The 21513-nt window shown below is 63.8% G+C and carries 25 protein-coding genes; 10 read left to right on the top strand and 15 right to left on the bottom strand.

Annotation, left to right across the window (positions count from 1 at the left end):
- The coding region (locus RA20_RS07110) for a GNAT family N-acetyltransferase (RefSeq protein ID WP_039126023.1) at positions 1-346 on the top strand (346 nt) is incomplete at its 5' end.
- A gap of 13 nt (positions 347-359) precedes the next feature.
- Here RA20_RS07110 and RA20_RS07115 read toward each other — a convergent pair.
- The 7 genes from RA20_RS07115 to RA20_RS07140 all read right to left on the bottom strand — a co-directional run bounded on the left by RA20_RS07115 (position 360) and on the right by RA20_RS07140 (position 5132).
- On the bottom strand, positions 360-932 hold the full coding sequence (locus tag RA20_RS07115) for a GNAT family N-acetyltransferase (protein ID WP_241482222.1): 573 nt from the start codon (positions 930-932) through the stop codon (positions 360-362).
- 21 nt (positions 933-953) lie between these two features.
- On the bottom strand, positions 954-1121 hold the full coding sequence (locus RA20_RS25720; RefSeq protein WP_193748788.1) for a hypothetical protein: 168 nt from the start codon (positions 1119-1121) through the stop codon (positions 954-956).
- 102 nt (positions 1122-1223) lie between these two features.
- Positions 1224-1688 (bottom strand): MEKHLA domain-containing protein, encoded by a 465-nt coding sequence (locus RA20_RS07120; protein WP_082017932.1) that lies wholly within the window; start codon positions 1686-1688, stop codon positions 1224-1226.
- Between the two features lie 10 nt (positions 1689-1698).
- Entirely contained in the window at positions 1699-2013 is a 315-nt protein-coding gene (locus RA20_RS07125) for a hypothetical protein (RefSeq protein WP_039126025.1), read from the bottom strand.
- Positions 2014-2120: 107 nt separating this feature from the next.
- Positions 2121-3398: a phosphopyruvate hydratase gene (gene eno / locus RA20_RS07130; RefSeq protein WP_039126028.1), complete on the bottom strand. Its 1278-nt coding sequence runs from the start codon at positions 3396-3398 to the stop codon at positions 2121-2123.
- A 173-nt stretch (positions 3399-3571) separates the two neighbouring features.
- Complete coding sequence (locus RA20_RS07135) at positions 3572-4471, bottom strand: DMT family transporter (RefSeq protein WP_039126031.1); 900 nt, start codon at positions 4469-4471, stop codon at positions 3572-3574.
- 247 nt (positions 4472-4718) lie between these two features.
- Positions 4719-5132, bottom strand: coding sequence for a Fur family transcriptional regulator (locus tag RA20_RS07140; protein ID WP_039126034.1), 414 nt, complete (start codon positions 5130-5132; stop codon positions 4719-4721).
- Between the two features lie 368 nt (positions 5133-5500).
- On the opposite strand from RA20_RS07140, the gene RA20_RS07145 reads away from it, so the two are divergent.
- On the top strand, positions 5501-6787 hold the full coding sequence (locus RA20_RS07145; protein WP_082017933.1) for a DEAD/DEAH box helicase: 1287 nt from the start codon (positions 5501-5503) through the stop codon (positions 6785-6787).
- A 253-nt stretch (positions 6788-7040) separates the two neighbouring features.
- Here the strand turns inward: RA20_RS07145 and RA20_RS07150 are convergent, their stop codons facing one another.
- Together RA20_RS07150 and RA20_RS07155 are read right to left on the bottom strand one after the other, a co-directional pair.
- Positions 7041-7760, bottom strand: a complete 720-nt coding sequence (locus RA20_RS07150) for an endonuclease/exonuclease/phosphatase family protein (protein ID WP_052248868.1) — start codon at positions 7758-7760, stop codon at positions 7041-7043.
- A gap of 138 nt (positions 7761-7898) precedes the next feature.
- Positions 7899-9317, bottom strand: a complete 1419-nt coding sequence (locus RA20_RS07155; protein ID WP_039126039.1) for a protein adenylyltransferase SelO — start codon at positions 9315-9317, stop codon at positions 7899-7901.
- Positions 9318-9374: 57 nt separating this feature from the next.
- Here RA20_RS07155 and RA20_RS07160 point away from each other — a divergent pair, with 57 nt between their 5' ends.
- The gene (locus RA20_RS07160) at positions 9375-9794 is read left to right on the top strand and encodes a cupin domain-containing protein (RefSeq protein WP_039126041.1); all 420 of its coding nucleotides are present in this window, start codon (positions 9375-9377) and stop codon (positions 9792-9794) included.
- Positions 9795-9841: 47 nt separating this feature from the next.
- Positions 9842-10744, top strand: a complete 903-nt coding sequence (locus RA20_RS07165) for a fatty acid desaturase (RefSeq protein WP_039126044.1) — start codon at positions 9842-9844, stop codon at positions 10742-10744.
- A 10-nt stretch (positions 10745-10754) separates the two neighbouring features.
- Here the strand turns inward: RA20_RS07165 and RA20_RS07170 are convergent, their stop codons facing one another.
- Both RA20_RS07170 and RA20_RS07175 read right to left on the bottom strand, forming a co-directional pair.
- A complete protein-coding gene (locus RA20_RS07170) occupies positions 10755-11420 on the bottom strand; it encodes a phytanoyl-CoA dioxygenase family protein (protein ID WP_052248869.1) in 666 nt (221 codons plus the stop codon).
- Positions 11413-12534 (bottom strand): anhydro-N-acetylmuramic acid kinase, encoded by a 1122-nt coding sequence (locus RA20_RS07175; RefSeq protein ID WP_039126046.1) that lies wholly within the window; start codon positions 12532-12534, stop codon positions 11413-11415. Before RA20_RS07175 ends, RA20_RS07170 begins: the two co-directional genes overlap by 8 nt.
- Positions 12535-12676: 142 nt before the next feature.
- Between RA20_RS07175 and tyrS the strand changes: the two genes are divergently transcribed.
- Positions 12677-13933 (top strand): tyrosine--tRNA ligase, encoded by a 1257-nt coding sequence (gene tyrS / locus RA20_RS07180; RefSeq protein ID WP_039126049.1) that lies wholly within the window; start codon positions 12677-12679, stop codon positions 13931-13933.
- 386 nt (positions 13934-14319) lie between these two features.
- Here the strand turns inward: tyrS and RA20_RS25725 are convergent, their stop codons facing one another.
- Positions 14320-14457: a hypothetical protein gene (locus tag RA20_RS25725; protein ID WP_193748789.1), complete on the bottom strand. Its 138-nt coding sequence runs from the start codon at positions 14455-14457 to the stop codon at positions 14320-14322.
- A 45-nt stretch (positions 14458-14502) separates the two neighbouring features.
- Here RA20_RS25725 and RA20_RS07185 point away from each other — a divergent pair, with 45 nt between their 5' ends.
- The 3 genes from RA20_RS07185 (at position 14503) to RA20_RS07195 (ending at position 17134) form a co-directional block, all read left to right on the top strand.
- Positions 14503-15432, top strand: coding sequence for a GNAT family N-acetyltransferase (locus RA20_RS07185; RefSeq protein WP_039126052.1), 930 nt, complete (start codon positions 14503-14505; stop codon positions 15430-15432).
- A gap of 89 nt (positions 15433-15521) precedes the next feature.
- The gene (locus tag RA20_RS07190) at positions 15522-16277 is read left to right on the top strand and encodes an SDR family NAD(P)-dependent oxidoreductase (protein WP_039126055.1); all 756 of its coding nucleotides are present in this window, start codon (positions 15522-15524) and stop codon (positions 16275-16277) included.
- A 278-nt stretch (positions 16278-16555) separates the two neighbouring features.
- The gene (locus tag RA20_RS07195) at positions 16556-17134 is read left to right on the top strand and encodes a sugar O-acetyltransferase (protein WP_039126058.1); all 579 of its coding nucleotides are present in this window, start codon (positions 16556-16558) and stop codon (positions 17132-17134) included.
- 142 nt (positions 17135-17276) lie between these two features.
- Here the strand turns inward: RA20_RS07195 and RA20_RS07200 are convergent, their stop codons facing one another.
- From RA20_RS07200 to RA20_RS07210, 3 genes are all read right to left on the bottom strand, one after another.
- Positions 17277-19085: an ABC-F family ATP-binding cassette domain-containing protein gene (locus tag RA20_RS07200; protein ID WP_039126060.1), complete on the bottom strand. Its 1809-nt coding sequence runs from the start codon at positions 19083-19085 to the stop codon at positions 17277-17279.
- A 63-nt stretch (positions 19086-19148) separates the two neighbouring features.
- On the bottom strand, positions 19149-19895 hold the full coding sequence (locus RA20_RS07205) for a GNAT family N-acetyltransferase (protein WP_052248870.1): 747 nt from the start codon (positions 19893-19895) through the stop codon (positions 19149-19151).
- A gap of 65 nt (positions 19896-19960) precedes the next feature.
- Positions 19961-20434 (bottom strand): outer membrane protein assembly factor BamE, encoded by a 474-nt coding sequence (locus RA20_RS07210; protein WP_039126063.1) that lies wholly within the window; start codon positions 20432-20434, stop codon positions 19961-19963.
- A gap of 101 nt (positions 20435-20535) precedes the next feature.
- Between RA20_RS07210 and RA20_RS07215 the strand changes: the two genes are divergently transcribed.
- Both RA20_RS07215 and rpmF read left to right on the top strand, forming a co-directional pair.
- Positions 20536-21072 (top strand): YceD family protein, encoded by a 537-nt coding sequence (locus RA20_RS07215; RefSeq protein ID WP_039126066.1) that lies wholly within the window; start codon positions 20536-20538, stop codon positions 21070-21072.
- Positions 21073-21296: 224 nt separating this feature from the next.
- Positions 21297-21503: a 50S ribosomal protein L32 gene (rpmF, locus tag RA20_RS07220; protein ID WP_008558107.1), complete on the top strand. Its 207-nt coding sequence runs from the start codon at positions 21297-21299 to the stop codon at positions 21501-21503.
- Positions 21504-21513 lie beyond the last annotated feature (10 nt).

A 21513-nucleotide genomic window follows, 5' to 3' on the forward strand; every position in this document is an offset into this window, starting at 1 on the left:
CCGCCGCGCCGGGATCGAGCCGCTGCTGAACGGCCACCCCTACGGCGCCGTCTACCTGATCGGCCCCACCCGCGCGCCGATCGGCTATATCGTGATCACCTTCGGCTGGTCGGTGGAGTTCGGCGGCATGGACGGCTTTGTGGATGAGCTGTACATCCGCCCCGCCGTGCGCGGCCGGGGCATCGCCACCGAGGTGCTGACCGAACTGCCCAAGTCTTTGGCCAGTGCAGGCATGCGTGCCCTGCACCTGGAAGTGGACCGCGAGAATGAGACCGCCCAGCGGCTGTACCTGCGCACCCGGTTCCAGCCGCGCGGCAAATACATCCTGATGACCAAGGAACTCTAGGCCAAGACCCGCCCTACAGCAGGCAGCGCAGCCGCGGCCCGACTTCCGAAAACCCGCAGCGCTGGTAAAAGGCCAGCGTCCGCTGCCAGGCCGGCTGGTCCGGCGCGCCAACTTCCAGACGCTTCCAGCCCTGCTTGCGGCCATGCTCCGCCGCGGCAGAAACCAGCGCTGCTGCTACTCCTTGCGACCGCCAGTCCGGCTCTACATACAGCTCGGTAATCTCCCCGAAGCGCCCGCCAGCGTAAACAGCCGCACATTCGTTCAGCATCAGCACGCCAACCGGCCTCTCGAGGCTGTAAGCTGCAAATCCGCAGACACGGCCAGAGGCCAGCAGCTCATGCGCAACAGGTTCCAGCGGAGCCGGATCGCAAGCTTCACCGCCTGACAGCTCCTCCAGCAGTGCTGCAATGAAACGCGCAGCCAGTTGTGCGCCGCCCTCTTCCATTTGCTGGACACGTATCGATATGCCGGACAATTCAGCCTCCAGGAACTCCACCCAAAATTTGATCAAATCATAGGCGTGAGGCGGCTTCTGGTCCAGCCCCGGATCAACGGCGCCCTGCCCCGGCCAGGGCGCCTGCTGCACCGGATGGTCCCCCGCGTCAGCTCATAGTCCCGGCATCAGCATATAGTCCGCGGACATGTTCATCCGCATGACCGGATCGCTTTCAGAGGCAGGCTGGCCGCTGAAGGGGTAAACCCCTGCTCCGCTGCATCCCAGAAGTGTTGAAAGAATTGCACAGATCGCCACTGTGCGCAGAACCCGCGTCTTCATGGCCTGTTCCCCTTTCCCGCAGCACCTGCTGCGCAAGGCAAACTTAACATAACGCTGATGTGACAGTCTGTGATCCGGACCACACAAGACCCGGAAGAATGGCTACAGAAACACGTAGTCCTTGAAGGTTGCCGCCTCGCCCAGTTTCCGGCCATCCGGCCCCAGCAGCGGCCAGATCACCGCATTGAGGATCTCAAACCGCTTTCCCGATGCGCTGATCCGCACCCCGGCGTAATTGCTGATGAAGCCCTTGGCCCGCATCTCGGCAAACATCGCGTCCCGCTGGCCGCGGTGCGCGGGCTCTGCCGTCAGCCGCGATGGCATTGCGATGAGCTGATCCCAGCCCATCTCCCACAGGTCCTGCGCTGCCAGGTTTCCATAAGTCAGGATCGGGTCTGCATCCGTGCTGTGCGACAGCACCGGAAACGGCGCGCGGTACAGCGCCTCAGCATCCGCGCCATCCAGCAGCGGGCGCCCTGTCACCTTAGCAAAAGACGACAGCAGCAGATCTGCGTGAGCCGCTTGGAAACCATTGTCCAGACCAGGGGTTTTCAATTGATCCGCCACTCTCGTCGCCTCAAAACGGCAAGCATTTCTTGCCGGCGGCCTGTTCCAGTTTCTTGATCTGGAGGCTGGCGCGCCCCTTGGGCTTCAGGGCATTGGCTTCTTCTTCACGGTCGACCCCGTCGTTCCAGCTCTGGAACAGAAGCCCCCGCACGTCGTCATCCAGGATGTCTTCCGCCAGATCATAGATGCACAGGCACATCGTCATACCAGGCGCCTCGCCGTCGCGGTGCTTTGCAAGGTTCCGGCAGGTTTCTTTGGCACTTGGTGCAGCATTGGCGGCGGCGGCGCCCAGCGAAATCAGCACGGAAAGGAAAATGGTTTTCATCTGTTAGTCCGGAATCTGCAAAAGAATACCCCCGGCCCTTGTCCGGGACCGGGGGCAGCTGCGCCTCAGATTTGCCGAGGCACAGCGTCTTGGTCAAGCGTCCGCTATCAGCGCTTCAGGATCGAACGGCCTGCGTATTCAGCCACTTCGCCCAGCATTTCCTCGATGCGGATCAGCTGGTTGTATTTTGCGAGCCGGTCGGAGCGCGCCAGCGAACCGGTCTTGATCTGGCCGCAGTTGGTGGCCACAGCCAGGTCAGCGATGGTGGCGTCCTCGGTCTCGCCCGAGCGGTGCGACATCACGTTGGTGTAGCGGGCACGATGCGCCATATCGACCGCCTTCAGGGTCTCGGTCAGGGAGCCGATCTGGTTCACCTTCACCAGCATCGAGTTGGCGCAGCCGCGCTCAATGCCTTCGGCCAGGCGGGCCGGGTTGGTCACGAACAGGTCGTCGCCGACCAGCTGCACCTTGTCGCCGATCTCCTGGGTCAAGGCCTTCCAGCCGTCCCAGTCGTCTTCGCCCATGCCGTCTTCGATGGAGATGATCGGATAGTCGTTCACCAGCGCCGCCAGATAGGCCACGTTCTCTTCCGACGACAGGGTCTTGCCTTCGCCGGACAGCACGTATTTGCCGTCCTTGTAGTATTCGGTCGCCGCGCAATCGAGCGCCAGGTAGATTTCCTCACCCGGCTTGTAGCCCGCCTTTTCGATGGATTTCAGAACAAAATCCAGCGCTTCGCGGGTGGAGGCGATGTTGGGAGCAAAGCCGCCCTCGTCACCGATGCCGGTCGACAGGCCCGCAGCCGACAGCTCTTTCTTCAAGGTGTGGAACACCTCAGAGCCCATGCGCACGGCTTCGCGGATGTTGTCCGCGGCCACCGGCATGATCATGAATTCCTGGATATCGATCGGGTTGTCGGCATGCTCGCCGCCATTGATGATGTTCATCATCGGCACCGGCAGGACGCGGGCAGAGGTGCCGCCGATATAGCGGTAAAGCGGCTGGGTGGTGAAATCAGCTGCCGCCTTGGCCACTGCCATGGACACGCCCAGGATGGCGTTGGCGCCCAGGCGGCCCTTGTTCTCGGTGCCGTCCAGCTCGATCATGGCGCTGTCGACGGCAACCTGCTCGGTTGCGTCAAAGCCGACCAGCTCCTCGGCGATCTCGCCGTTCACCGCGGCAACCGCTTCCAGCACGCCCTTGCCCATGTAGCGGGACTTGTCGCCATCGCGCTTTTCCACCGCCTCATAGGCGCCGGTCGAGGCGCCCGAGGGCACGGCGGCGCGGCCCATGGTGCCGTCTTCCAGGATCACGTCGACCTCAACCGTCGGGTTGCCCCGGCTGTCGAGGATTTCGCGGGCGTGAATGTCGATAATGGTGCTCATCTGTCCATCCTTGGTTTGGCCTGAAAGCGGCGCGTTCTGTTGCCAGCGTCATACCAGCCGCTGCCGGAAAGTAAACCGGCTGCGTTATCGCTAACACGCATAAAAGCGGCGGTTTAGGGCTAACATTGCCCTGTTTGCGCCAACAGGGTCAGACAAATGCGCAGGCCGCTGCCTTAGGCCGCAGCCGCTGCCGCTGCCGCACGGCGGGCCCGCCGTGCCAGCCGCTGCTCGCGGACAAAGGTGTAAAGACCGGAGCCGATGATCAGCGCCGCCCCTGCCAGAGTCAGCGTATCGGGGCGCTCGCCAAAGACGATGACCCCCACCAGAATCGAGAACAGCAGCCTGGTGTAGCGGAACGGGGTGACCGCCGAGGCATCGCCGATCCGCATCGCCACTACGATGCCGTAATACCCCATGACGCCAAAGACGATGCCGCCCAGCATCATGCCGTATTCGCTGCCCTCCAGCATGCGGGCCTCGCCCGGGGTAAAGGCCAGCAGCAGCCCGCCCGCCAGAATGAGCGACAGGTAGGCCTGAAAGCTGACAACCGAGGAAGGCACCGCGCTGTCCATCACCCGGGTCATCAGATCGCGCGCCGCCACGCCCAGCACCGCAACAAGCACCAGCAGGGCTGCAGGTTCAAAACCATCCAGCCCGGGCCGGATGATCAGCAGCACGCCGGCAAAGCCGGTGCAAATCGCCAGCCAGCGCCGCCAGCCCACGTCCTCGCCCAGAAACAGCGCCGCGCCCATGGTGATCACCAGCGGTGTCGCCTGAAACACCGCCGCAACAGTGGAGATGTCCACCAGCGCCAGCGCCGAGGCAAACCCCATGGCTGAGACCGCCTCGGTTCCCGCCCGCAGAACCGGCTTCATCCGCCAGGCCCGCGGCGCAAACAAAGCGTTGCCCTGCATCTTGGCCATCACCGCGAAAATCAGCCCGCAGCCGACACCCAGGCAAATCAGGATCTCGCCGACCGGAATGGTGCCCGCCAATCGCTTGATGAACATGTCTTCAAACGTAAAAAACGCCATCGAGGCAATAACCAGCAAAATGCCGTGCAGGTTGTTCATGTCGCGCGTCCCATATTCCAGTCCGGCAGGATACCGGAGCCATCCGGGCACATGACATCACCGCCGGAGACCGGGCAACTCCGTTTCCGACCCGCTTTCATGACAAGACGTGAGCATACATATCAACGCCTGTGATATATGGGGCGGATAACAGCAAGGAATCTCAGGGGCCGGCCTGGTTTCCTGCCCGGAACACATGCTTCCAAAGACATCACCGGGCAGAAAACACACCCGGCAAGCGCCCGGCTTACCCCTCTTTGCGCGGCACCCCGTAAAGCTCCAGCTTATGGCCGCGCAGTTCATAGCCCAGCTTGCGGGCGATCTTCTCCTGCAGCGCTTCGATCTCGGGGTCGCAGAACTCGATCACCTCGCCGGTATTCATGTCGATCAGGTGATCATGATGCTCGCGCTCTGCGTCCTCATAGCGCGCGCGCCCGTCGCCGAACTCCAGACGCTCCAGAATGCCTGCCTCTTCAAACAGCTTCACGGTACGGTAGACCGTGGCAATGGAAATTCCTGCATCCATCGCGCTGGCGCGGGCATAAAGCTCTTCCACATCCGGGTGATCATCGCTTTCCTGCAGCACCCGTGCAATCACACGGCGCTGGCCGGTCATGCGCAGCCCCTTGGCCTCGCAGCGGGCGATAATCGTCTCTGGCATCGGTGTCCTCATGAAGTTCTGGTCCACCTCTTTAACGGATGCAAATGGCCGCGAAAACCGGGTTTCTGAGGGATATTGGCTTGACATGCGCTTTATCCACAGCCATGTGGCGCCCAGGCATCCCTCCCTGCCGCGTGAGCAGAGACCGAAACCGGCCGCACCGCAACAGCGTGCTGAACCGTCCGGGGTCTAGTGACATGCCGCCGTTCCCAAAATCACGCGTGGGGATTGCAGAGGCCAGCGGCCTGGCATCCGGCCAGCGCGCGTGTGAGGCTCCTGCCCCGCAAGACACCGCTGCACAGGCAGCGGCACCGGCCCGTGCTGAATGGCGGGCTGTGAAAGGACGAGACGTGACAGAATTTTCGACCATGGGGCTGCCTGAAAAGCTCCTGAACCGGCTGAAGGACATGGGTCTGAACGACCCCACCCCGATCCAGGCCCGTGCCATCCCGCATGCGCTGAACGGCAAGGACGTGCTGGGCCTGGCCCAGACCGGCACCGGCAAGACTGCTGCCTTTGGCGTGCCGCTGGTCGCCCGCATGCTGGAATACGGCCGCAAGCCCGCCGCGATGACCGTGCGCGGCCTGGTGCTGGCGCCCACCCGCGAGCTGGCCAACCAGATCGCCGACACCCTGAAGGGCCTGACGGAAAACACCCCGATGAAAGTGGGGCTGGTGGTTGGCGGTGTTTCCATCAACCCACAGATTGCCCGCATCGCCAAAGGCACCGACATCCTGGTTGCCACCCCCGGCCGCCTGATCGACATCCTCGACCGCGGCGCGCTGGACCTTGGCTCCTGCGATTTCCTGGTGCTGGACGAAGCCGACCAGATGCTGGATCTCGGCTTCATCCACACGCTGCGCAAGATTGCGGCGCTGATCCCGGAAGAGCGCCAGACCATGCTGTTCTCGGCCACCATGCCCAAGCAGATGAACGAGATCGCGAATTCTTACCTGCAAAGCCCGGTGCGGATCGAAGTCTCGCCCCCGGGCAAGGCTGCCGACAAGATTACCCAATCGGTGCATTTCATTGCCAAGGCCGAAAAGCTGAACCTGCTGAAGGAGCTGCTGGACGGACACAAGGATGAGCGCACCCTGGTCTTCGGCCGCACCAAATGGGGCATGGAAAAGCTGATGAAGACGCTGGACAAGGCGGGCTTTGCAGCCGCGGCCATCCACGGCAACAAGAGCCAGGGCCAGCGCGAGCGGGCACTGGCGGCTTTCAAGGCCGGCGAGATCAAGGTCCTGGTGGCCACCGACGTTGCAGCGCGCGGCCTCGACATTCCGGACGTGAAATACGTCTATAACTACGAGCTGCCTAACGTGCCGGACGCCTATGTCCACCGCATCGGCCGCACCGCCCGCGCGGGCAAAGACGGCCAGGCCGTGGCCTTCTGCGCGCCGGATGAAATGGACGACCTGAAAGCAATCCAGAAAGTGATGAAGCTCACCATCCCCGTGGCCTCCGGCCGCGCCTGGGAAGCCATGCCCGATCCAGCGGCACCTGCAGGCAAACCGGGCGGCCGCCGCGGCGGTCCCGGCGGCAAGCCGGGCGGTTTCAGGCGCCGCGGCGGAGGTGGCGGCGGCCAGGGAAAACCCCAGGGCGGAAAACCGGGCGGCCAGCGCCGCGGCGGCGCCAAGCAGCGCGCCCGCTGATCCTGCGGGAAAACCTCCGGCAGCGCCGGGTCAAGGGTCCCGCAGGGACCGCGCGGCACGCGCGGCTTGCCCTTGACGCGGCACTGCCGCCCTTCAAACCCGAACACGCGCTTAAGGGCAAACCTGCCCTTAAGCGCCTCTCAGCAGAAAACCCTGCGCTGCGCAGCAGCGCCAGGCCCAAGGCCGCAAAAAGGCGGATTGGCGCAGCCAATCCGCCTGCGGGCGCGGGAGATTCTCCCCGCTCCTTTCAACCTTACGCCAGCTGCAAGTCGGCCCAGACCGGCAAATGGTCCGAAGCGATATGCGCCGGCCGCCTTACATGCACCCCATGCGCCACTGCTGTCAGGCGCCGGCAATGGGCAATGCGGTCCAAGGCCCCCAAGGGCCGCAGCGCCGGGAAACTGGGCCGGGCCGGCAGGAAGGTCAGCGCCGGAGCGATATGCTCAAGCACCGGCCTGCGCGACCATTCATTGAAATCCCCTGCCAGTACCACTGCTGTGTCCTCTGCTTCTGCCGCCCGCGCCAGCGCATGCATCTGTTCGCGCCGCGCCCGGCCGGTGAGCCCCAGATGCGTACCGATCACCTTCAGCGGCCCCAGCGGGCTGTCCAGCAGCACCCAGACCGCGCCGCGCGGCTCCAGCCCGGGCAGCGGAATATGGCCCTTGTCCTGCACAGTCACCTGCCCCCGGAACAGCACCGCATTGCCATGCCAGCCCAGCGAGCCCGCGCCGCCCAGATCTGCGGCCTGCCAGCCGGTCTCTTCAACCAGGAAATGCGGCAGCGCCGCGGGCCGCGGCGGCAGCCGCTTGTCGGCCTCCTGCACCACAACCACGTCAGCACCCAGGCCCGCCATCACCTGCAGCGTCCGCTCAGGCCTGCGGCGCAGGTCCATGCCGATGCATTTCTGGATGTTATAGCTGGCAATCCGCAGGCTGCCCGGCGGCGGGTTTGATATCTGCTGATCCCGGCCCATGCCCCAGTGTGCGACGGGAGCCGCCCCCGGCACAACAGGCTTTGCAAACCGGGCCGGAAGAAAGGGGGCTGTCTGCCCCCTCTTGAGCCTTTGGCTCAATTCACCCCCGAGGGTATTTTGAACCAGAAAGAAACAGCATTAGGTGCCGCAGAAGGTTGCCTGCACCACTTCATCCGGCAGCGGCGGGCGCTGCAGGTCCGCGTGGTCCGGCTGATCTTGATACGGATTGGCCAGAACCTCGCTCAAGCGGTGGAACAGCGTGTAGTCCCCTGCGACGGCACCCGCGATCATTTCCTCAATCCGGTGGTTGCGCGGGATGAAGGCCGGGCTAGCAGCGCGCATCACCGCTTGCGGATCCGGCTCATTCTGCAACCGGGCCTGCCAGCCCTCAGCCCAAGCATCAAAGGCCGCCGGATCGGTGAACTGATCCCGCGCGGTTCCATCCGCCAGTCCGCGGAACGTATTGGTGAAATCGCTCTGGTTCTCTGCCATCCGCCCCAGCAGGGAGGTGACCAGCTCCAGGTCCCCCTCCTGCGCAGACGAAATCCCCAGCTTGGCACGGAACCGGCTCAGCCAGGCGCCTTCAGTCAGTTCCGGCATGGCGTGCACAATCTCCGTGGCTTCCTCCACGCCCGCCTGCGGGTCCTCCATCTGCTGGATCAGGGCGGTGGCCAGCTGAGCCAGGTTCCACACGGCAATCGTCGGCTGGTTGGCATAGGCATAGCGGCGGCCGCGGTCGATGGACGAGAACACCGTGTGCGGATGGTAGACATCCATAAAGGCGCACGGCCCGTAGTCGATGGTCTCGCCCGAGATCGAGAAATTGTCGGTATTCATCACCCCATGAATGAAGCCCACCCCCATCCAGGCGGCAATCAATTCTGATTGCGCATCCCGCACTGCCCGCAGCAGCCCCATCGGGCCATCTGCCTCGGGGTAGTGGCGGGCAATGGCATAGTCCGTCAGCTGCTGCAGGCTGTGCTTGTCGCCGCGGGCGGCAAAGATCTGAAACGTGCCCACCCGCAGGTGGCTTGCCGCAACCCGGGTCAGCACCGCACCCGGCATGCCGCCCTCGCGCCAGACGGTTTCCCCGGTTTCCACCGCGGCCAGTGCACGGGTGGTGGGAATGCCAAGTGCGTGCATCGCCTCGCTCACCACATATTCGCGCAGAACCGGACCCAGCCAGGCGCGCCCGTCGCCATTGCGCGAATAGGGCGTGCGGCCCGAGCCCTTCAGCTGGATGTCTCGGCGTTTGCCGTCGGTCCCCACAACCTCCCCCAGCAGGATCGCACGCCCGTCGCCCAGCTGCGGATTGTAGGTGCCGAACTGATGCCCGGAGTAAAGTTGCGCCAGCGGCTCCGCCCCCTCGGGCACAAGGTTGCCGCCAAAGACCTCGGCCATTTCCGCTGCCTCGCCGGGCGCGACGCCCATGGTATTTGCCAGATCTTCATTGAAGGCCGCAAGTTTCGGCGCCTTCACCGGCTGCGGCGGCAGTTTGCTGTAGAAGCCCTCCGGAAGGGCGGCATAAGTATTGTCAAAGGGGATCGTGAGTGTCATGGCCCAAACATATGGCTGGGATACGGATTTACCAGCGCCAATGCAGGGAGAGCAGCAATGACCGCGGATCAGATCATCGCCGATTTGGGCCTGCAGCAGCACCCCGAGGGCGGCTGGTACAAGGAAACCTGGCGCGCATCGAATGAAGGCCGCCCCACAGGCACCTGTATTTACTTCCTTTTAAAGGAAGGCGAGAGCAGCCACTGGCACCGCGTCGACGCTGCCGAGATTTGGCTCTACCACGCAGGTGCCCCGCTGGTTTTGTCCATGGCGGCAACCGGTGAGGGCCCGGCAGAGGACCACCTGCTGACCCCGGATCTGGCCAAGGGCGCGCCGCAGCTGATCGTGCCGGAAGGCCACTGGCAGGCAGCCCGCACCACCGGGGAATACACGCTGGTCAGCTGCACTGTCTCCCCCGGCTTTCAGTTCGAGAGTTTTGAACTCGCCGCCCCCGGGTTCGACATTCCGCGCGGCTGAGTCCGGAACTCTTGTGCGAATCAAGGCACTGGACAATACTGTCTATTATGTCTGATGTATTCGACCACACCGCGCTGATCAAAGCGCTGCCCGCTGAAACCAAATCCCGTTTGACCAAACGTTCCGATGCCGCAGGATTGCGCCACCTGGCGTTGTATCTGGGGGCTCTGGCTCTGTGTATGCTGGGGATCGCGGTGAAGGTCCCCCTGTGGCCGCTGCTGATGCTGCCGCAGGGCGTGCTGCTGGTGTTCCTGTTCACGCTGTCGCATGAATGCACCCACAAAACGCCGTTCCGCAGCGCCTGGATTAACGAGGCTGCGGGCCATTTCTGCGCCTTGGCCATCGCCCTGCCCTTCGTCTGGTTCCGCTACTACCACCTGGCGCACCACAAGTTCACCAACGACCCGGAGCGCGACCCGGAACTGGAGCATGGCGGGCGGCCTGAAACCTTCGCCCAGTGGATCATGTACCTGAGCGGCTGGGGTTACTGGAAAGGCATGGCCAAGACCATCTGGCGCAATGCCTTTGGCACCATCAGCTCACCCTACCTGCCGGAACGCCGCCACGCGGACATGCGGCTGGAAGCCCGGCTGCTGCTGGCAATCTACGCCGCAGCGCTGCTGAGCCTGCTGGTCTCGCCCCTGGTGCTGTGGCTTTGGATTGTGCCGCTGCTGATCGGCCAACCTGCCCTGCGCGCCTATCTGCTGGCAGAGCACGGTCTCTGTCCCTCTGTCGCCAATATGCTGGAAAACTCCCGCACCACCTTCACCAACCGGCTGGTGCGTTTCGTGGCCTGGAACATGCCTTACCACGCTGAGCATCATTCCTTCCCGAACGTGCCTTTCCACCAGCTGCCTGCCTTCCACGCGATTACCCAGGCGCACCTGAAGTCGACGTCGAACGGGTATGGAGAATTCACAGCGGACTATGTGAAGCAGCTGGCACGCTGATCTTGCAGGGTCAGCACTCAGGCTGACCCTGCATGGCCCATTCCAGAGGCTCAGGAGGCGCTCTGTTGGCGTAGTCCACTCGGATCACGCGCCGGAGCTGCTGCGATTGCGCGGGCAAAGAACGGTGCACCAGCAGCATATTCATCACAAGCACATCCCCGCGCTGGGCGTGCTCGGTCTCCTGAACACAGTGTTCAGCCAAAGACCGCACTTCGTCTTTCGGAAGAACGCCGCGTGTATGGCTGCCAAGCGCCATCTGCATCCCACCGGTCCGTTCTGACACATTGTCCAGATACAGCCGGACAAACAGCATGCTGCGCAGAACAGCTTCCGGCGGTTCGCAATGCCAGGTTCCGCACTTGCGGGACCAGTTCTTTGCATGGGGCGTTTCCTGCCGTTCGCTGACAGCAATCACCCTGTCCTGATGCCAGGGAAGCGCCCAGTTCCGGCCGCCGGACTTGTCAAAGGCAACAGCCCGTGTGGCAAAGGCATCCGGCAAAAACCCGCTCAGCGCCTGCCGGATTTCGGGCGCATCAAAGGGCGCCAATGCTGTAATCCGCTCCCCGGTCTGACCCATGCCCGTGTACAGCTTGCCGAGCTTTTCCAAGGTTTCCTGATGCAGAACCTGGCGCAGCCAGACACGCCCGTCGGTTTCCAGACTGCCGGCTTCAGCCATCCGTCTCCGCCCCAGGCACGCTGACCACCCCGCCGCCGACACTGGCGCTCACCCCGGTGGTACCCGGTGCCGAGGTCGGCATCCCGCGCGCCACCCGCACCGCCAGATGGGCAAAGGCCTGCGCCTCCAGCATGTCGCCGTCGAGCCCAGCGTCCTCGACCGGCTTCACCGCGCAGTCGAGCGACACCCGCAGCATTTCCATCAGCACCGGATTGCGGCGGCCGCCGCCGGTGGCCAGCACCACCTCCGGAGGTTGCGGGCAATGCTGCATTCCCTGGGCAACCGAAGCCGCGCACATCGCTGTCAGGGTGGCTGCCGCATCGGCATTGCTCAGCTCGCGCACCAGCGTGACCATCTCGGCAAAATCATTCCGGTCCAGCGACTTGGGCGGCATTCTCGCGAAATAGGGCTCGGCCAGGAACAGCTCCAGCGCGCCGGTCTCCACGGTGCCGGACAACGCCACTTTGCCATCCGCATCCCAAGGAATGCCCAGCCGCTCCTGCACCAGGTCATTGACCGGCGCATTGGCCGGGCCGGTGTCAAATGCCAGCAGTGCGCCTGGCTCCTCGGGCCTGTCAAAGCGCGGATCCACATAGGTCAGGTTCCCCACGCCGCCCAGATTCAGGAAACACAGCGGCTGTTCGGCGCCGATGTATTTGGCGCAAGCAAAGTGAAAGAACGGCGCCAACGGCGCCCCCTCGCCGCCCATCGCCACATCGTCAGAGCGGAAGTCCCAGACCACGGGCTTGCCCAGCCGCTCCGCCAATGCCGCACCGTCACCGACCTGCAGCGTGCCCTGCAGCCGCGGCGCATGGGCCAGGGTCTGGCCGTGAAAGCCGATGATGTCCGCGTCCCCGAACTCCGCCAGCGCTGCCGCATGGGCCGCGTCGCAGATCTTGGCCGCGGCCTCGACCTCGGGTCCGGTCCACTGGCCCAGTCCCGCGCGCAGCACGCTGCGTTCCGCATCCGTGTATTCTCTGTAGCTGCTTTCGCCAAAGTCGTGGATGCGTTCGCCATCGGTCACCACCACAGCTGCATCCACCCCGTCCAGCGAGGTGCCGCTCATCGCGCCCAGCGCCCGCACCGCACCCGTTTTTGCAATGGCCTTGCTCATCGCCCCTGCCTTTCCAACACACCGGGCCGTCCCGCCCGTTGCCGCCGATACTACCGCGCAACATTTGCCGGGAAAACAGGTTCCAACCGGCGGCGATGCGATTTATAGGGCATGATGCAAAACCTATAGACCGAGGCATGTTATGACCTACACACCGAAATCGGATTTCGTCGCAGTCATGATGGAACGCGGGTTCCTCGCGGACTGCACCGATTACCAGGGGCTGGATGACGCCCTGATCAGCGGTGTGCGCCCGGCCTATATCGGCTTTGACGCAACAGCAAAATCGCTGCACGTCGGCTCGCTCATCCAGATCATGATGCTGCGCTGGTTCCAGAAGACCGGCCACCAGCCGATCACGCTCATGGGCGGCGGCACCACCAAGGTGGGCGACCCTTCCTTCCGCGCCGATGAGCGGCCCTTGCTGGATGAGGCTGCGATCAACGACAATATCGCGGGCATCAAAAAGGTGTTTTCGGCCTATATCGACTATGACACCGACGCCCCCAACAAGGCGCTGATGCTCAATAACGCCGAATGGCTGGACGGGCTGAACTACCTGGAATTCCTGCGCGACATCGGCCGCCATTTCTCGGTCAACCGGATGCTGTCGTTTGAGAGCGTGAAATCGCGGCTGGACCGCGAGCAGTCGCTGTCGTTCCTCGAATTCAACTACATGATCCTGCAGGCCTATGACTTCCTGGAGCTGAACCGCCGCTACGGCTGCATCCTGCAGATGGGCGGCTCGGATCAATGGGGCAATATCGTCAACGGCATCGACCTCACCCGCCGGGTGCTGGACAATGAGATCTATGGCCTGACTTCGCCGCTGCTGACCACCTCGGACGGCAAGAAGATGGGCAAATCGCAGGACGGCGCGGTCTGGCTCAACTCCGAGATGCGCTCCCCTTATGAATTCTGGCAGTTCTGGCGCAACACCACCGACGCCGATGTGGGCCGGTTCCTGAAGCTCTATACCGAGCTGCCGGTAGAGGAATGCGAACGCCTCGGCGCGCTGGCGGGATCTGAAGTGAACGCCGCCAAGGTGATCCTGGCCAATGCGGTCACAACGCTCTGCCACGGTGCCGAAGCGGCAGCCGCAGCTGAAGCCACCGCGCGCGAAGTGTTCGAAAAGGGCGGCGTGGGTGACGACCTGCCCACCCTGTCGCTGTCCCCTGCCGACCTCGGCGACGGCATCTCGATTGTACAGCTGATCGTGAAATCCGGCCTTGCCAAATCCGGCAAGGACGCCAAGCGCCTGATTTCCGAGAACGGCGCCAAAATCGACGACCAGCCGCTCACCGATGCAGGCCTGATGATCGACGCAGGCGCGCTGTCATCGCCGATCAAGCTGAGCGCAGGCAAGAAGCGCCACGCGCTGGTGAAGCTGGACGGCTGATCCGCCTGGCAAAGACAATATGAGGGGAGCCGCCGCGCTCCCCTTTCCTTTTCCGGAAAGCTCTCCCGCCCATTCCAGCCCCATCGAAGATGGGCCTTCATGGTTGGGCGTGGCGCCGCGCTGCCGCGCGGCGCAAGTGCGCCTTATTCGCCATCGTCAAATCAAGCCATTCCCGGATCAAGAGCCGCTGTGCGGCCATGCGCTGCACTGTTCAGCTTTGAGACCTGGCTGGCCTGAATCCGCATACAAAAGCATTTTGAGCAGACCTGCATCTGAGCGCGTCCCAGCAAAAATCCTGCGCCGCGCAGCGGCGCCCGGCCCAAGGCTGCATAAAGGCGTCTTGGCGCAGCCAAGGCGCCTGCGGGCGCGGGAGCCTCTGCCAGCTTTTAGAACAGCAGGCTTTCCAGCAGAGTCAGCAGCACAAATACCGGCACCGACAGGCCGGTGGCAATCAGCAGGGCAGCCGCTTTTGTCAGCCTCGGCGACGGCGCTGATTGCCCCATAACTTTCGTTGTTTTTTTCATCCTTTCATTAACCACGATTTAGGTTTCCAACCGGTAAATGGTGTCATGTTCGATCTTGCCCATGCCGCTGCAATGCCCCGCCATGCTTCCTCCGCCGGACACCCACGCGCCATCCAGCAAACGCCGGAGTTTGCCCGCGCCCTGCAGGCCTGCGGCCAGCAGCCGCTGATCCTTGATGCCCTGGAGGAAACGCTGGTTCTGCACCGCCGCTTTCCCGGCGGCTTCGGCGCCGCCATGGTCAACCGTGCCCGCCTCCATAAGCCGCTGCGGCTGCTGGAACTGCTGCAGGAACACGGGCTGCACCGCACGCCGGTGGTCCTGTCGCCGGAATCTCCCGTCCCGGACCTCGCCCGCTGCGGTGCCGTGCCCTTGATGAGCCCTGCCCATGCAGCCCTGCTGGACCTCACCGGCGATCCCGAACAGCGCCGTGCTGCGCTGCATCAGAAATGGCGCAACCGGCTCAAGCACGGCGAAGCGCAAGGCCTCCGTCTCACCCGTCAGAACCTGCCCGTCGCCCCTGCCCACTGGCTGTTTCAAGCCGAGGCCAGGCAGCAGGCCAGGCGCCGTTACCGCAGCTGGCCCATCGGCCTGACACTGGCCTATGCCCAGGTGAACAAGGGGCAGGCCAAACTGTTTCAGGCCTTTGACCGCAAGGAACCGGTGGCCGCCATCCTGATCCTCACCCACGGCACCGGCGCCACCTACCATATCGCCCACACCACGGCGCTTGGAAAACAGCTCAGCGCCCATAACCTGCTGATGTGGGAAGCCATGTCCTGGCTCGCCTCCAAGGGCATCTCCCGGCTCGACCTCGGCCTGATCAATACTGAGGACGCGCCCGGCCTGGCCCGCTTCAAGCTGGGCACAGGCGCAAAACTGCACCGTCTGGGCGGCACCTGGGGCTACTGGCCGCCGCTCGGCCGCCTGCTGCGCCCGCTGGCGGCACTGGACCGCAAGCTGATGTCCCCGGCCTGACCGCGCTGCGACGCGCCGTCCCGCTGGACAGCTGGGGTATGCCCGCATTATATGAACACACGTTCATATAACCGGGAGGAGCCCCGCTCATGAAACTTGCAGACACCGCTGCCGTCATCACCGGCGGCGCCTCCGGCCTTGGTGAAGCCACCGCGCGCTACTTCGCGGAACAGGGCGCCCAAGTGACGATCCTGGACCGGGACGCAGACCGCGGGACCTCAGTCGCGCAGGAGATCGGCGGCCACTTCGCGCAGACTGACGTGACAAGCGAAGAGTCTGTCTCTGACGCCATCTCCCATGCTGCCGAGAAGATGGGCAGGATCACCGCCTGCGTGAACTGCGCAGGCATTGCCATCGGCGCCAAGACCGTTGGCAAGGACGGCCCGCATCCGCTCGACGCCTACAAACGCACCATCGACATCAACCTGGTCGGCACCTTCAACGTGGCCCGTCTTGCCGCGGTGGAGATTGCCAGGAACCAGCCTGAGGATGACGGCGCCCGCGGCGTGATTATCAACACCGCTTCCATCGCCGCCTTCGACGGGCAGAAAGGCCAAGCTGCCTATGCTGCCTCCAAGGGCGGCGTTGCCGGCATGTGCCTGCCGATGGCACGGGATCTTGCCTCCTCCGGCATCCGGGTCATGACCATCGCCCCCGGCATCTTCATGACCCCAATGCTGGCAGGGCTGCCCGAAGAGGTGCAGCAGCAGCTCGCCGCCGATGTCCCGAATCCTGCCCGCCTCGGCGACCCGCGCGAATACGGCCGCCTGGCCGGTTTCATCGTCGAGATGGGCTACTTGAACGGTGAGGTCATCCGCATCGACGGTGCACTCCGCATGCGCTGATCCCCTTCCGCTGGCTGCGGGTCAAGGGCGGCGCAGCCGCCGTGCGCAGCACGGTTCACCCTTGACGCGCAGCCAGCGGCACACACTCGGACAGGCGCCTTCAAGGCAAACCTGCCCCTGAAGCGCTTCTCAGCAAAAAACCGGCGCCGCGCAGCGGCGCCCGGCCCAAGGCCGCACTAAGGCGCCTTGGCGCAGCCAAGACGCCCGCGGGCGCGGGAGCCCCCCCGGCGATTGACAATCCCGCCCGCCAGCCCTTCACTCCTGGCCGGGAGGCCCCGATGACCAAAACCGAACGGCAGAAAATGCAGGCAGGCGCGTGGTACTGCTGCCTGGACAGCGAACTGGCGGCGCTGCGCCACCAGGCCCGGGTTGCGGTGCATCAGCACAACATGGCGCCCCCTGATCCGGCTGAGAAACTCAGCCCTGCCCTGGTCGCCCTCTTTGCAAGCCACGGCGAAAACTGCCTGATCGAGACGCCTTTCCACTGCGCCTATGGAATCAATATTACGCTTGGCAGAAACGTTTACATGAACGCCGGCTGCACCATTCTCGACACTGCCCCGGTGACAATCGGCGACGGCACCATGCTGGGTCCGAATGTGCAAATCTACTGCGCCCAGCACCACACGGACAGGGCGCTGCGGGCTCAGGGGCTGGAAATCGCCTATCCCGTCACCTTGGGATCAGATGCCTGGATCGGCGGCGGCGCCATCCTGATGCCCGGCGTCACCATCGGCGACGGCGCCATCGTCGGCGCCGGTGCCGTTGTAACCCGCGATGTTGCGCCCGGCGCCACAGTAGGCGGCAACCCCGCCCGCCCGCTGGTATCTTCTGACGCAGGTCCAGACAGCTGTTAAGCCGGTGCCCGCCGCCGCAACCGGATCTTCATTTTTATTAATTAATTACAAATATTTACGGCAACACCTTTGACCAAATGTTTCGCGCGCGAAACATTTGGTCAGCTTTACTGCCCTACCCGAAGACCCGGCCTCAGCCGGCTCAGCCGCCGGCCTTCTCTTCCAGCTCCAGCCATTCCTCTTCGGCCGCGGCCAGCTTTTCCTGCCGTTCCACCAAGGCTTCGGTCGCCTTTTTGAACTTGACCGGTTCGCGGGTGAACAGTTCAGGATCCGCCATCAGTTCCTGCAGCTTGCCAATCTCCGCTTCCAGCCGCTCGATCTCAGCAGGCAGCGCCTCCAGCCGGTGCTTCTCCTTGAAGCTCAGGCCATCCTTGGGCTGGCTCTCCTGCTTTGCTTTCGGCTTGGCAGGCTTCACCTTCTCAGGCTTGGCCGCAATTTCCAGCGGCCCGCGCTGCGCAATGTAGTCGCTCCAGCCGCCGGCATAGGCCACGGCCTTGCCATTGCCCTCCATGGCGATTGTCGTGGTCGCCACCCGGTCCAGGAAATCCCGGTCGTGGCTTACCAGAAGCACGGTGCCGTCGTAATTGTCCAAGAGCTCCTGCAGCAGGTCCAGTGTTTCCACATCCAAATCGTTGGTCGGTTCATCGAGCACCAGCAGATTCGAGGACCGCGCCATCAGCCGCGCCAAGAGCAGCCGCGCCTTCTCGCCGCCCGACAAGGACCGCACCGGAGCCCGCGCCTGGCGTTCGTCGAACAGGAATTCCTTGAGGTAGCCCACCACATGCTTGGGCTGGCCGCGCACCATCACCTGATCCGCCTTGCCGGAAATCCCCAGCAAGGGGTCTGCGGTCAGATTCTCCCAAAGAGTCGAATCGCCATCCAGCTGATCGCGGGTCTGGTCGAACAGCGCAATCTCCAGATTGGTGCCCATCTTCACCGAGCCTGCATCCGGGTCTTCCAGGCCCAGCAGCATCTTCAGCAGCGTTGTCTTGCCCGCGCCATTGGGGCCCACAAAGGCCACCCGGTCGCCGCGCTGCACCTTCAGCGAGAAGTTCTGCACAATCGGCTTGCCGCTGAACGCCTTATCCAGCCCCTCCGCCTCGATCACCTTGCGGCCCGATTTGGGGCCTGCCTCCAGCGCCATCTCGGCCGTGCCCTGGCGCTTGATCTGGCCCGCGCGCTCCGCCTTAAGGTCCTGCAGCGCCCGCACCCGGCCCATGTTGCGCTTGCGCCGGGCAGAGATGCCTTCCACCGCCCAGCGGCTCTCGGATTTGATCAGCCGGTTGAGCTTGTGGCGCTGCTGGTCCTCTTCATCCCAGACCTTGTCGCGCCAGGCTTCGAAATGCTCAAACCCCTTCTCCTGCCGCCGCACTTCGCCGCGGTCGACCCACAGGGTTGCCCGGGTCAAAGCCCGCAGAAACGCCCGGTCGTGGGAAATCAGCACAAAGGCGGCACGGGTGGCCTTCAGCTCATTCTCCAGCCAGGTGATCGCCTCGATATCCAGGTGGTTGGTCGGCTCGTCCAGCAGCATCAGGTCCGGCGCCTCGGCCATCAGCTTGGCCAGCGCCGCCCGCCGGCGTTCGCCGCCGGATGCGGTCTCCACCGGGCGCGCAGGGTCAAACTTCAACCCTTCGCCCGCGCGCTCAACCTTGTACAGCTCCCCCGGCTCCAGCCCGCTGGAGGCAAAATCGCCGAGCGTCGCAAACCCCTCCATCCTGGGGTCTTGCTCCATGTAGCCCACCGATTTGCCCGGCGGCACCACGATCGAGCCGGTGTCCGCTTCAACTAGCCCTGCCATCACCTTCATCAGGGTGGATTTTCCTGAGCCGTTACGGCCCACCAGCGCCACCCGGTCGCCGGGCTGCACCACCAGATCAAGATCCGCGAAAACCGGATTGCCGCCGAAGGTCAGCGAGATACCGGACATCTGCAAAAGAGGAATACGTGCCATGCCAGCCAGCTAAACCGGCTGCAAGGGCGCGTCAACGCTCGCCTTTCATCTTGCCGGAAATACTCAATCCCCCCCGGCCACGGCCCGGAGCAGCCGCTTGCGGGACGCGGGGATGGCGCCGACTTCAAGCCCGGTGAACACATGCAGAGTGTTCATATGGGTGTCGACCACCGCGTGGTCGCTGACCCAGCCGCCCATCATCAGATAACTGCGCAGCAGGGGCGGCATCCGCAGCATTGCCTTTCTTGCATCCGGCTTGCGCCGCAGCCGGGCAGCAAAGCGGAACACATTGGGCGCCTTCACCCGCGGCAGCCAGCGCTGGGGCGCCAGGTGCCGGTGCTTCAGCATCGCAAACGCATCCAGATAGGCTTCTGCGGACGTGCCGGCAAAAGACGAGCAGCCGAACAGCATCTCCACTTCATTGGCATCAACAAACGCCGTCATCCCTCCCCAGGCAACGCGCAGGATGTCGGGATCGCTCCGCGCCGGATGGATGCAGAACCGGCCCATTTCCGCCATCCGCCCCTGAAAGGCCTGCAAGGCGGTGAGGTCATAGAATTGCGCTGAATAGCTGCGGCCCAGACCGCCTCCGCCTTCCAGCACCAGCAGCCGGAAACAGCTGACCAGCGCGCCGCTGCGGATATCCTCCACCAGCACATGGATGCAATCAGCGTCGAAACCGTCCTGATCAATGCCGGAGGTGCCAAAACACAGGCCGCGCAGGCGTTGCGCCGCCGCCACATCCTCCGCCCCCGCCGCAAGGCGGGCGCGGTAGCGCCCCTTGCTCAAAAGCGTTTGCGGATGTGCCATCACAGCCTCCCCGTTGCCCGGCTCAGCCCCTAGCACAGGCAGTGTGACGCCCCGGTGACGCCGGCTTACTGTTCCTGCAGGAACTGATCGGGGCCAAAGTTGCCCAGGCTGCCCAGCAGCTGGCGCAGGAAGGTGTTGTCCTGGACGCTGGAGCTGGTCACCCGGCGCTCCAGCGGCACCACCTTGCCGTCTTCCAGGCTGTAGCGCTCAATCGCCTGCACCACGCCCTGCGCGTCAAAGCTGATCGCCACCAGGTCCCGCGCCACCGGCTTGGGTGCGGCTGCGCCATAGTGACGGAAGCGGGTGGCAACATAATAGTATCCGCTTTCGTTCAGCACGCCGGTCGACGAGGGCACCCCGATGCTCTCGGCCACCGAATCCCGTGTGTCGATCCCCGGCACAACTTCGGCCAGCAGCTCCGGCGCGGGCACATACCCGTGCTTGCGGTAGACCGAGGCACAGGCCGCCAGCGCCAGCCCCGCCACCGCAAAAACCGCGCCGCGCAGGATGGCCTTGGAATGAAACCGCTTTGCAAACATGACTGCCCCCCAGTCTGCCGCAGCAATGTGCGGCTTGAATACGTCTTTGAACCCGATTACCTAATGACCGCTTCCGGTTCAAGAAACGAAAGTTCCCGAATATGTCTGAGAGCACCGCTTTGCGGGTTGCGGATCTGCCGCAGAACAGCCCGACCGCCTTTGAAATTGCCCCCGGCAAGGAGGAACTGGCCGCAATTGCAGCAGAGCTGGGGCTGACCGCCCTGCGCAAGCTGCGCTTCGTCGGCGCGGTCAAGGCGCGCGGCAAGCGCGACTGGCAGCTGACCGGAGAACTGGGGGCCACGGTTGTGCAGGACTGTGTGGTCACTCTGGAACCGGTGAGCACGCGGATCGACGAAAAGGTCTCTCTGACCTATCTCGCCAACTTCGAAACGCCCGAAGGCAGTGAAGTTGAGATGCCTGAGGATGACAGTACTGAGGCGCTTGGCACCCACATTGATCCCGGCGAAGTGATGGTTGAGGCGCTGGCGCTGCATCTGCCCGCCTACCCGCGCAAAGACGGCGCCGAACTGGGCGAAGCGGTTTATGCCGAACCCGGCGTGGCCCCGATGCGGGACGAGGACGCCAGGCCCTTTGCAGGCCTTGCGGCGCTGCGCGGCCAGCTGAAAGATGAGGACTGAACCAGTTTTTTCGCACATGCGGAAATTGCATCTGGCCTGCAGAGCGCCGCTGCCTTAAAAAACGCCTTGCGCCGCCGGAGATTCGCAGTATTTTCGCGCGCTCATCGGAATTTTTGGTTGGACAATGTTTGGGCAGGCGCCTAAACGCACGTCAGACCGAGCGAACACGAATGCAATCCAGCCGCGGGGATGGCCCCAAGGCCCAAACAGACAAAGGTTGAGACATGGCCGTCCAACAGAACAAAGTATCCAAATCGCGCCGCAACAACCGCCGCGCGCACGATGCACTGGTTGCTGCGAACCCGAACGAATGCGGCAACTGCGGCGAGCTGAAGCGCCCGCACCACGTATGCCCCTCCTGCGGCCACTACGACGATAAGGAAATCGTCGCAGCTGCAGACGAAATCGAGATCGATGAGGACGCGGCGTAAGCCACGGACA

The organism is Leisingera sp. ANG-Vp (assembly GCF_000813725.1).
Classification (GTDB): domain Bacteria; phylum Pseudomonadota; class Alphaproteobacteria; order Rhodobacterales; family Rhodobacteraceae; genus Leisingera.

Coding starts and splice junctions, on each gene's coding strand:
- RA20_RS07140 (WP_039126034.1), bottom strand. CDS start 5,132: ATGCCAGAGACGATTATCGCCCGCTGCGAGGCCAAGGGGCTGCGCATG.
- rpmF (WP_008558107.1), top strand. CDS start 21,297: ATGGCCGTCCAACAGAACAAAGTATCCAAATCGCGCCGCAACAACCGC.
- RA20_RS07165 (WP_039126044.1), top strand. CDS start 9,842: ATGTCTGATGTATTCGACCACACCGCGCTGATCAAAGCGCTGCCCGCT.
- RA20_RS07175 (WP_039126046.1), bottom strand. CDS start 12,534: ATGAGCAAGGCCATTGCAAAAACGGGTGCGGTGCGGGCGCTGGGCGCG.
- RA20_RS07200 (WP_039126060.1), bottom strand. CDS start 19,085: ATGGCACGTATTCCTCTTTTGCAGATGTCCGGTATCTCGCTGACCTTC.
- RA20_RS25720 (WP_193748788.1), bottom strand. CDS start 1,121: ATGAAGACGCGGGTTCTGCGCACAGTGGCGATCTGTGCAATTCTTTCA.
- RA20_RS07145 (WP_082017933.1), top strand. CDS start 5,501: ATGGGGCTGCCTGAAAAGCTCCTGAACCGGCTGAAGGACATGGGTCTG.
- RA20_RS07205 (WP_052248870.1), bottom strand. CDS start 19,895: ATGGCACATCCGCAAACGCTTTTGAGCAAGGGGCGCTACCGCGCCCGC.
- RA20_RS07210 (WP_039126063.1), bottom strand. CDS start 20,434: ATGTTTGCAAAGCGGTTTCATTCCAAGGCCATCCTGCGCGGCGCGGTT.
- RA20_RS07160 (WP_039126041.1), top strand. CDS start 9,375: ATGACCGCGGATCAGATCATCGCCGATTTGGGCCTGCAGCAGCACCCC.
- RA20_RS07150 (WP_052248868.1), bottom strand. CDS start 7,760: ATGGGCCGGGATCAGCAGATATCAAACCCGCCGCCGGGCAGCCTGCGG.
- RA20_RS07170 (WP_052248869.1), bottom strand. CDS start 11,420: ATGGCTGAAGCCGGCAGTCTGGAAACCGACGGGCGTGTCTGGCTGCGC.
- RA20_RS07215 (WP_039126066.1), top strand. CDS start 20,536: ATGTCTGAGAGCACCGCTTTGCGGGTTGCGGATCTGCCGCAGAACAGC.
- tyrS (WP_039126049.1), top strand. CDS start 12,677: ATGACCTACACACCGAAATCGGATTTCGTCGCAGTCATGATGGAACGC.
- eno (WP_039126028.1), bottom strand. CDS start 3,398: ATGAGCACCATTATCGACATTCACGCCCGCGAAATCCTCGACAGCCGG.
- RA20_RS07135 (WP_039126031.1), bottom strand. CDS start 4,471: ATGAACAACCTGCACGGCATTTTGCTGGTTATTGCCTCGATGGCGTTT.
- RA20_RS07190 (WP_039126055.1), top strand. CDS start 15,522: ATGAAACTTGCAGACACCGCTGCCGTCATCACCGGCGGCGCCTCCGGC.
- RA20_RS07155 (WP_039126039.1), bottom strand. CDS start 9,317: ATGACACTCACGATCCCCTTTGACAATACTTATGCCGCCCTTCCGGAG.
- RA20_RS25725 (WP_193748789.1), bottom strand. CDS start 14,457: ATGAAAAAAACAACGAAAGTTATGGGGCAATCAGCGCCGTCGCCGAGG.
- RA20_RS07195 (WP_039126058.1), top strand. CDS start 16,556: ATGACCAAAACCGAACGGCAGAAAATGCAGGCAGGCGCGTGGTACTGC.
- RA20_RS07185 (WP_039126052.1), top strand. CDS start 14,503: ATGTTCGATCTTGCCCATGCCGCTGCAATGCCCCGCCATGCTTCCTCC.
- RA20_RS07125 (WP_039126025.1), bottom strand. CDS start 2,013: ATGAAAACCATTTTCCTTTCCGTGCTGATTTCGCTGGGCGCCGCCGCC.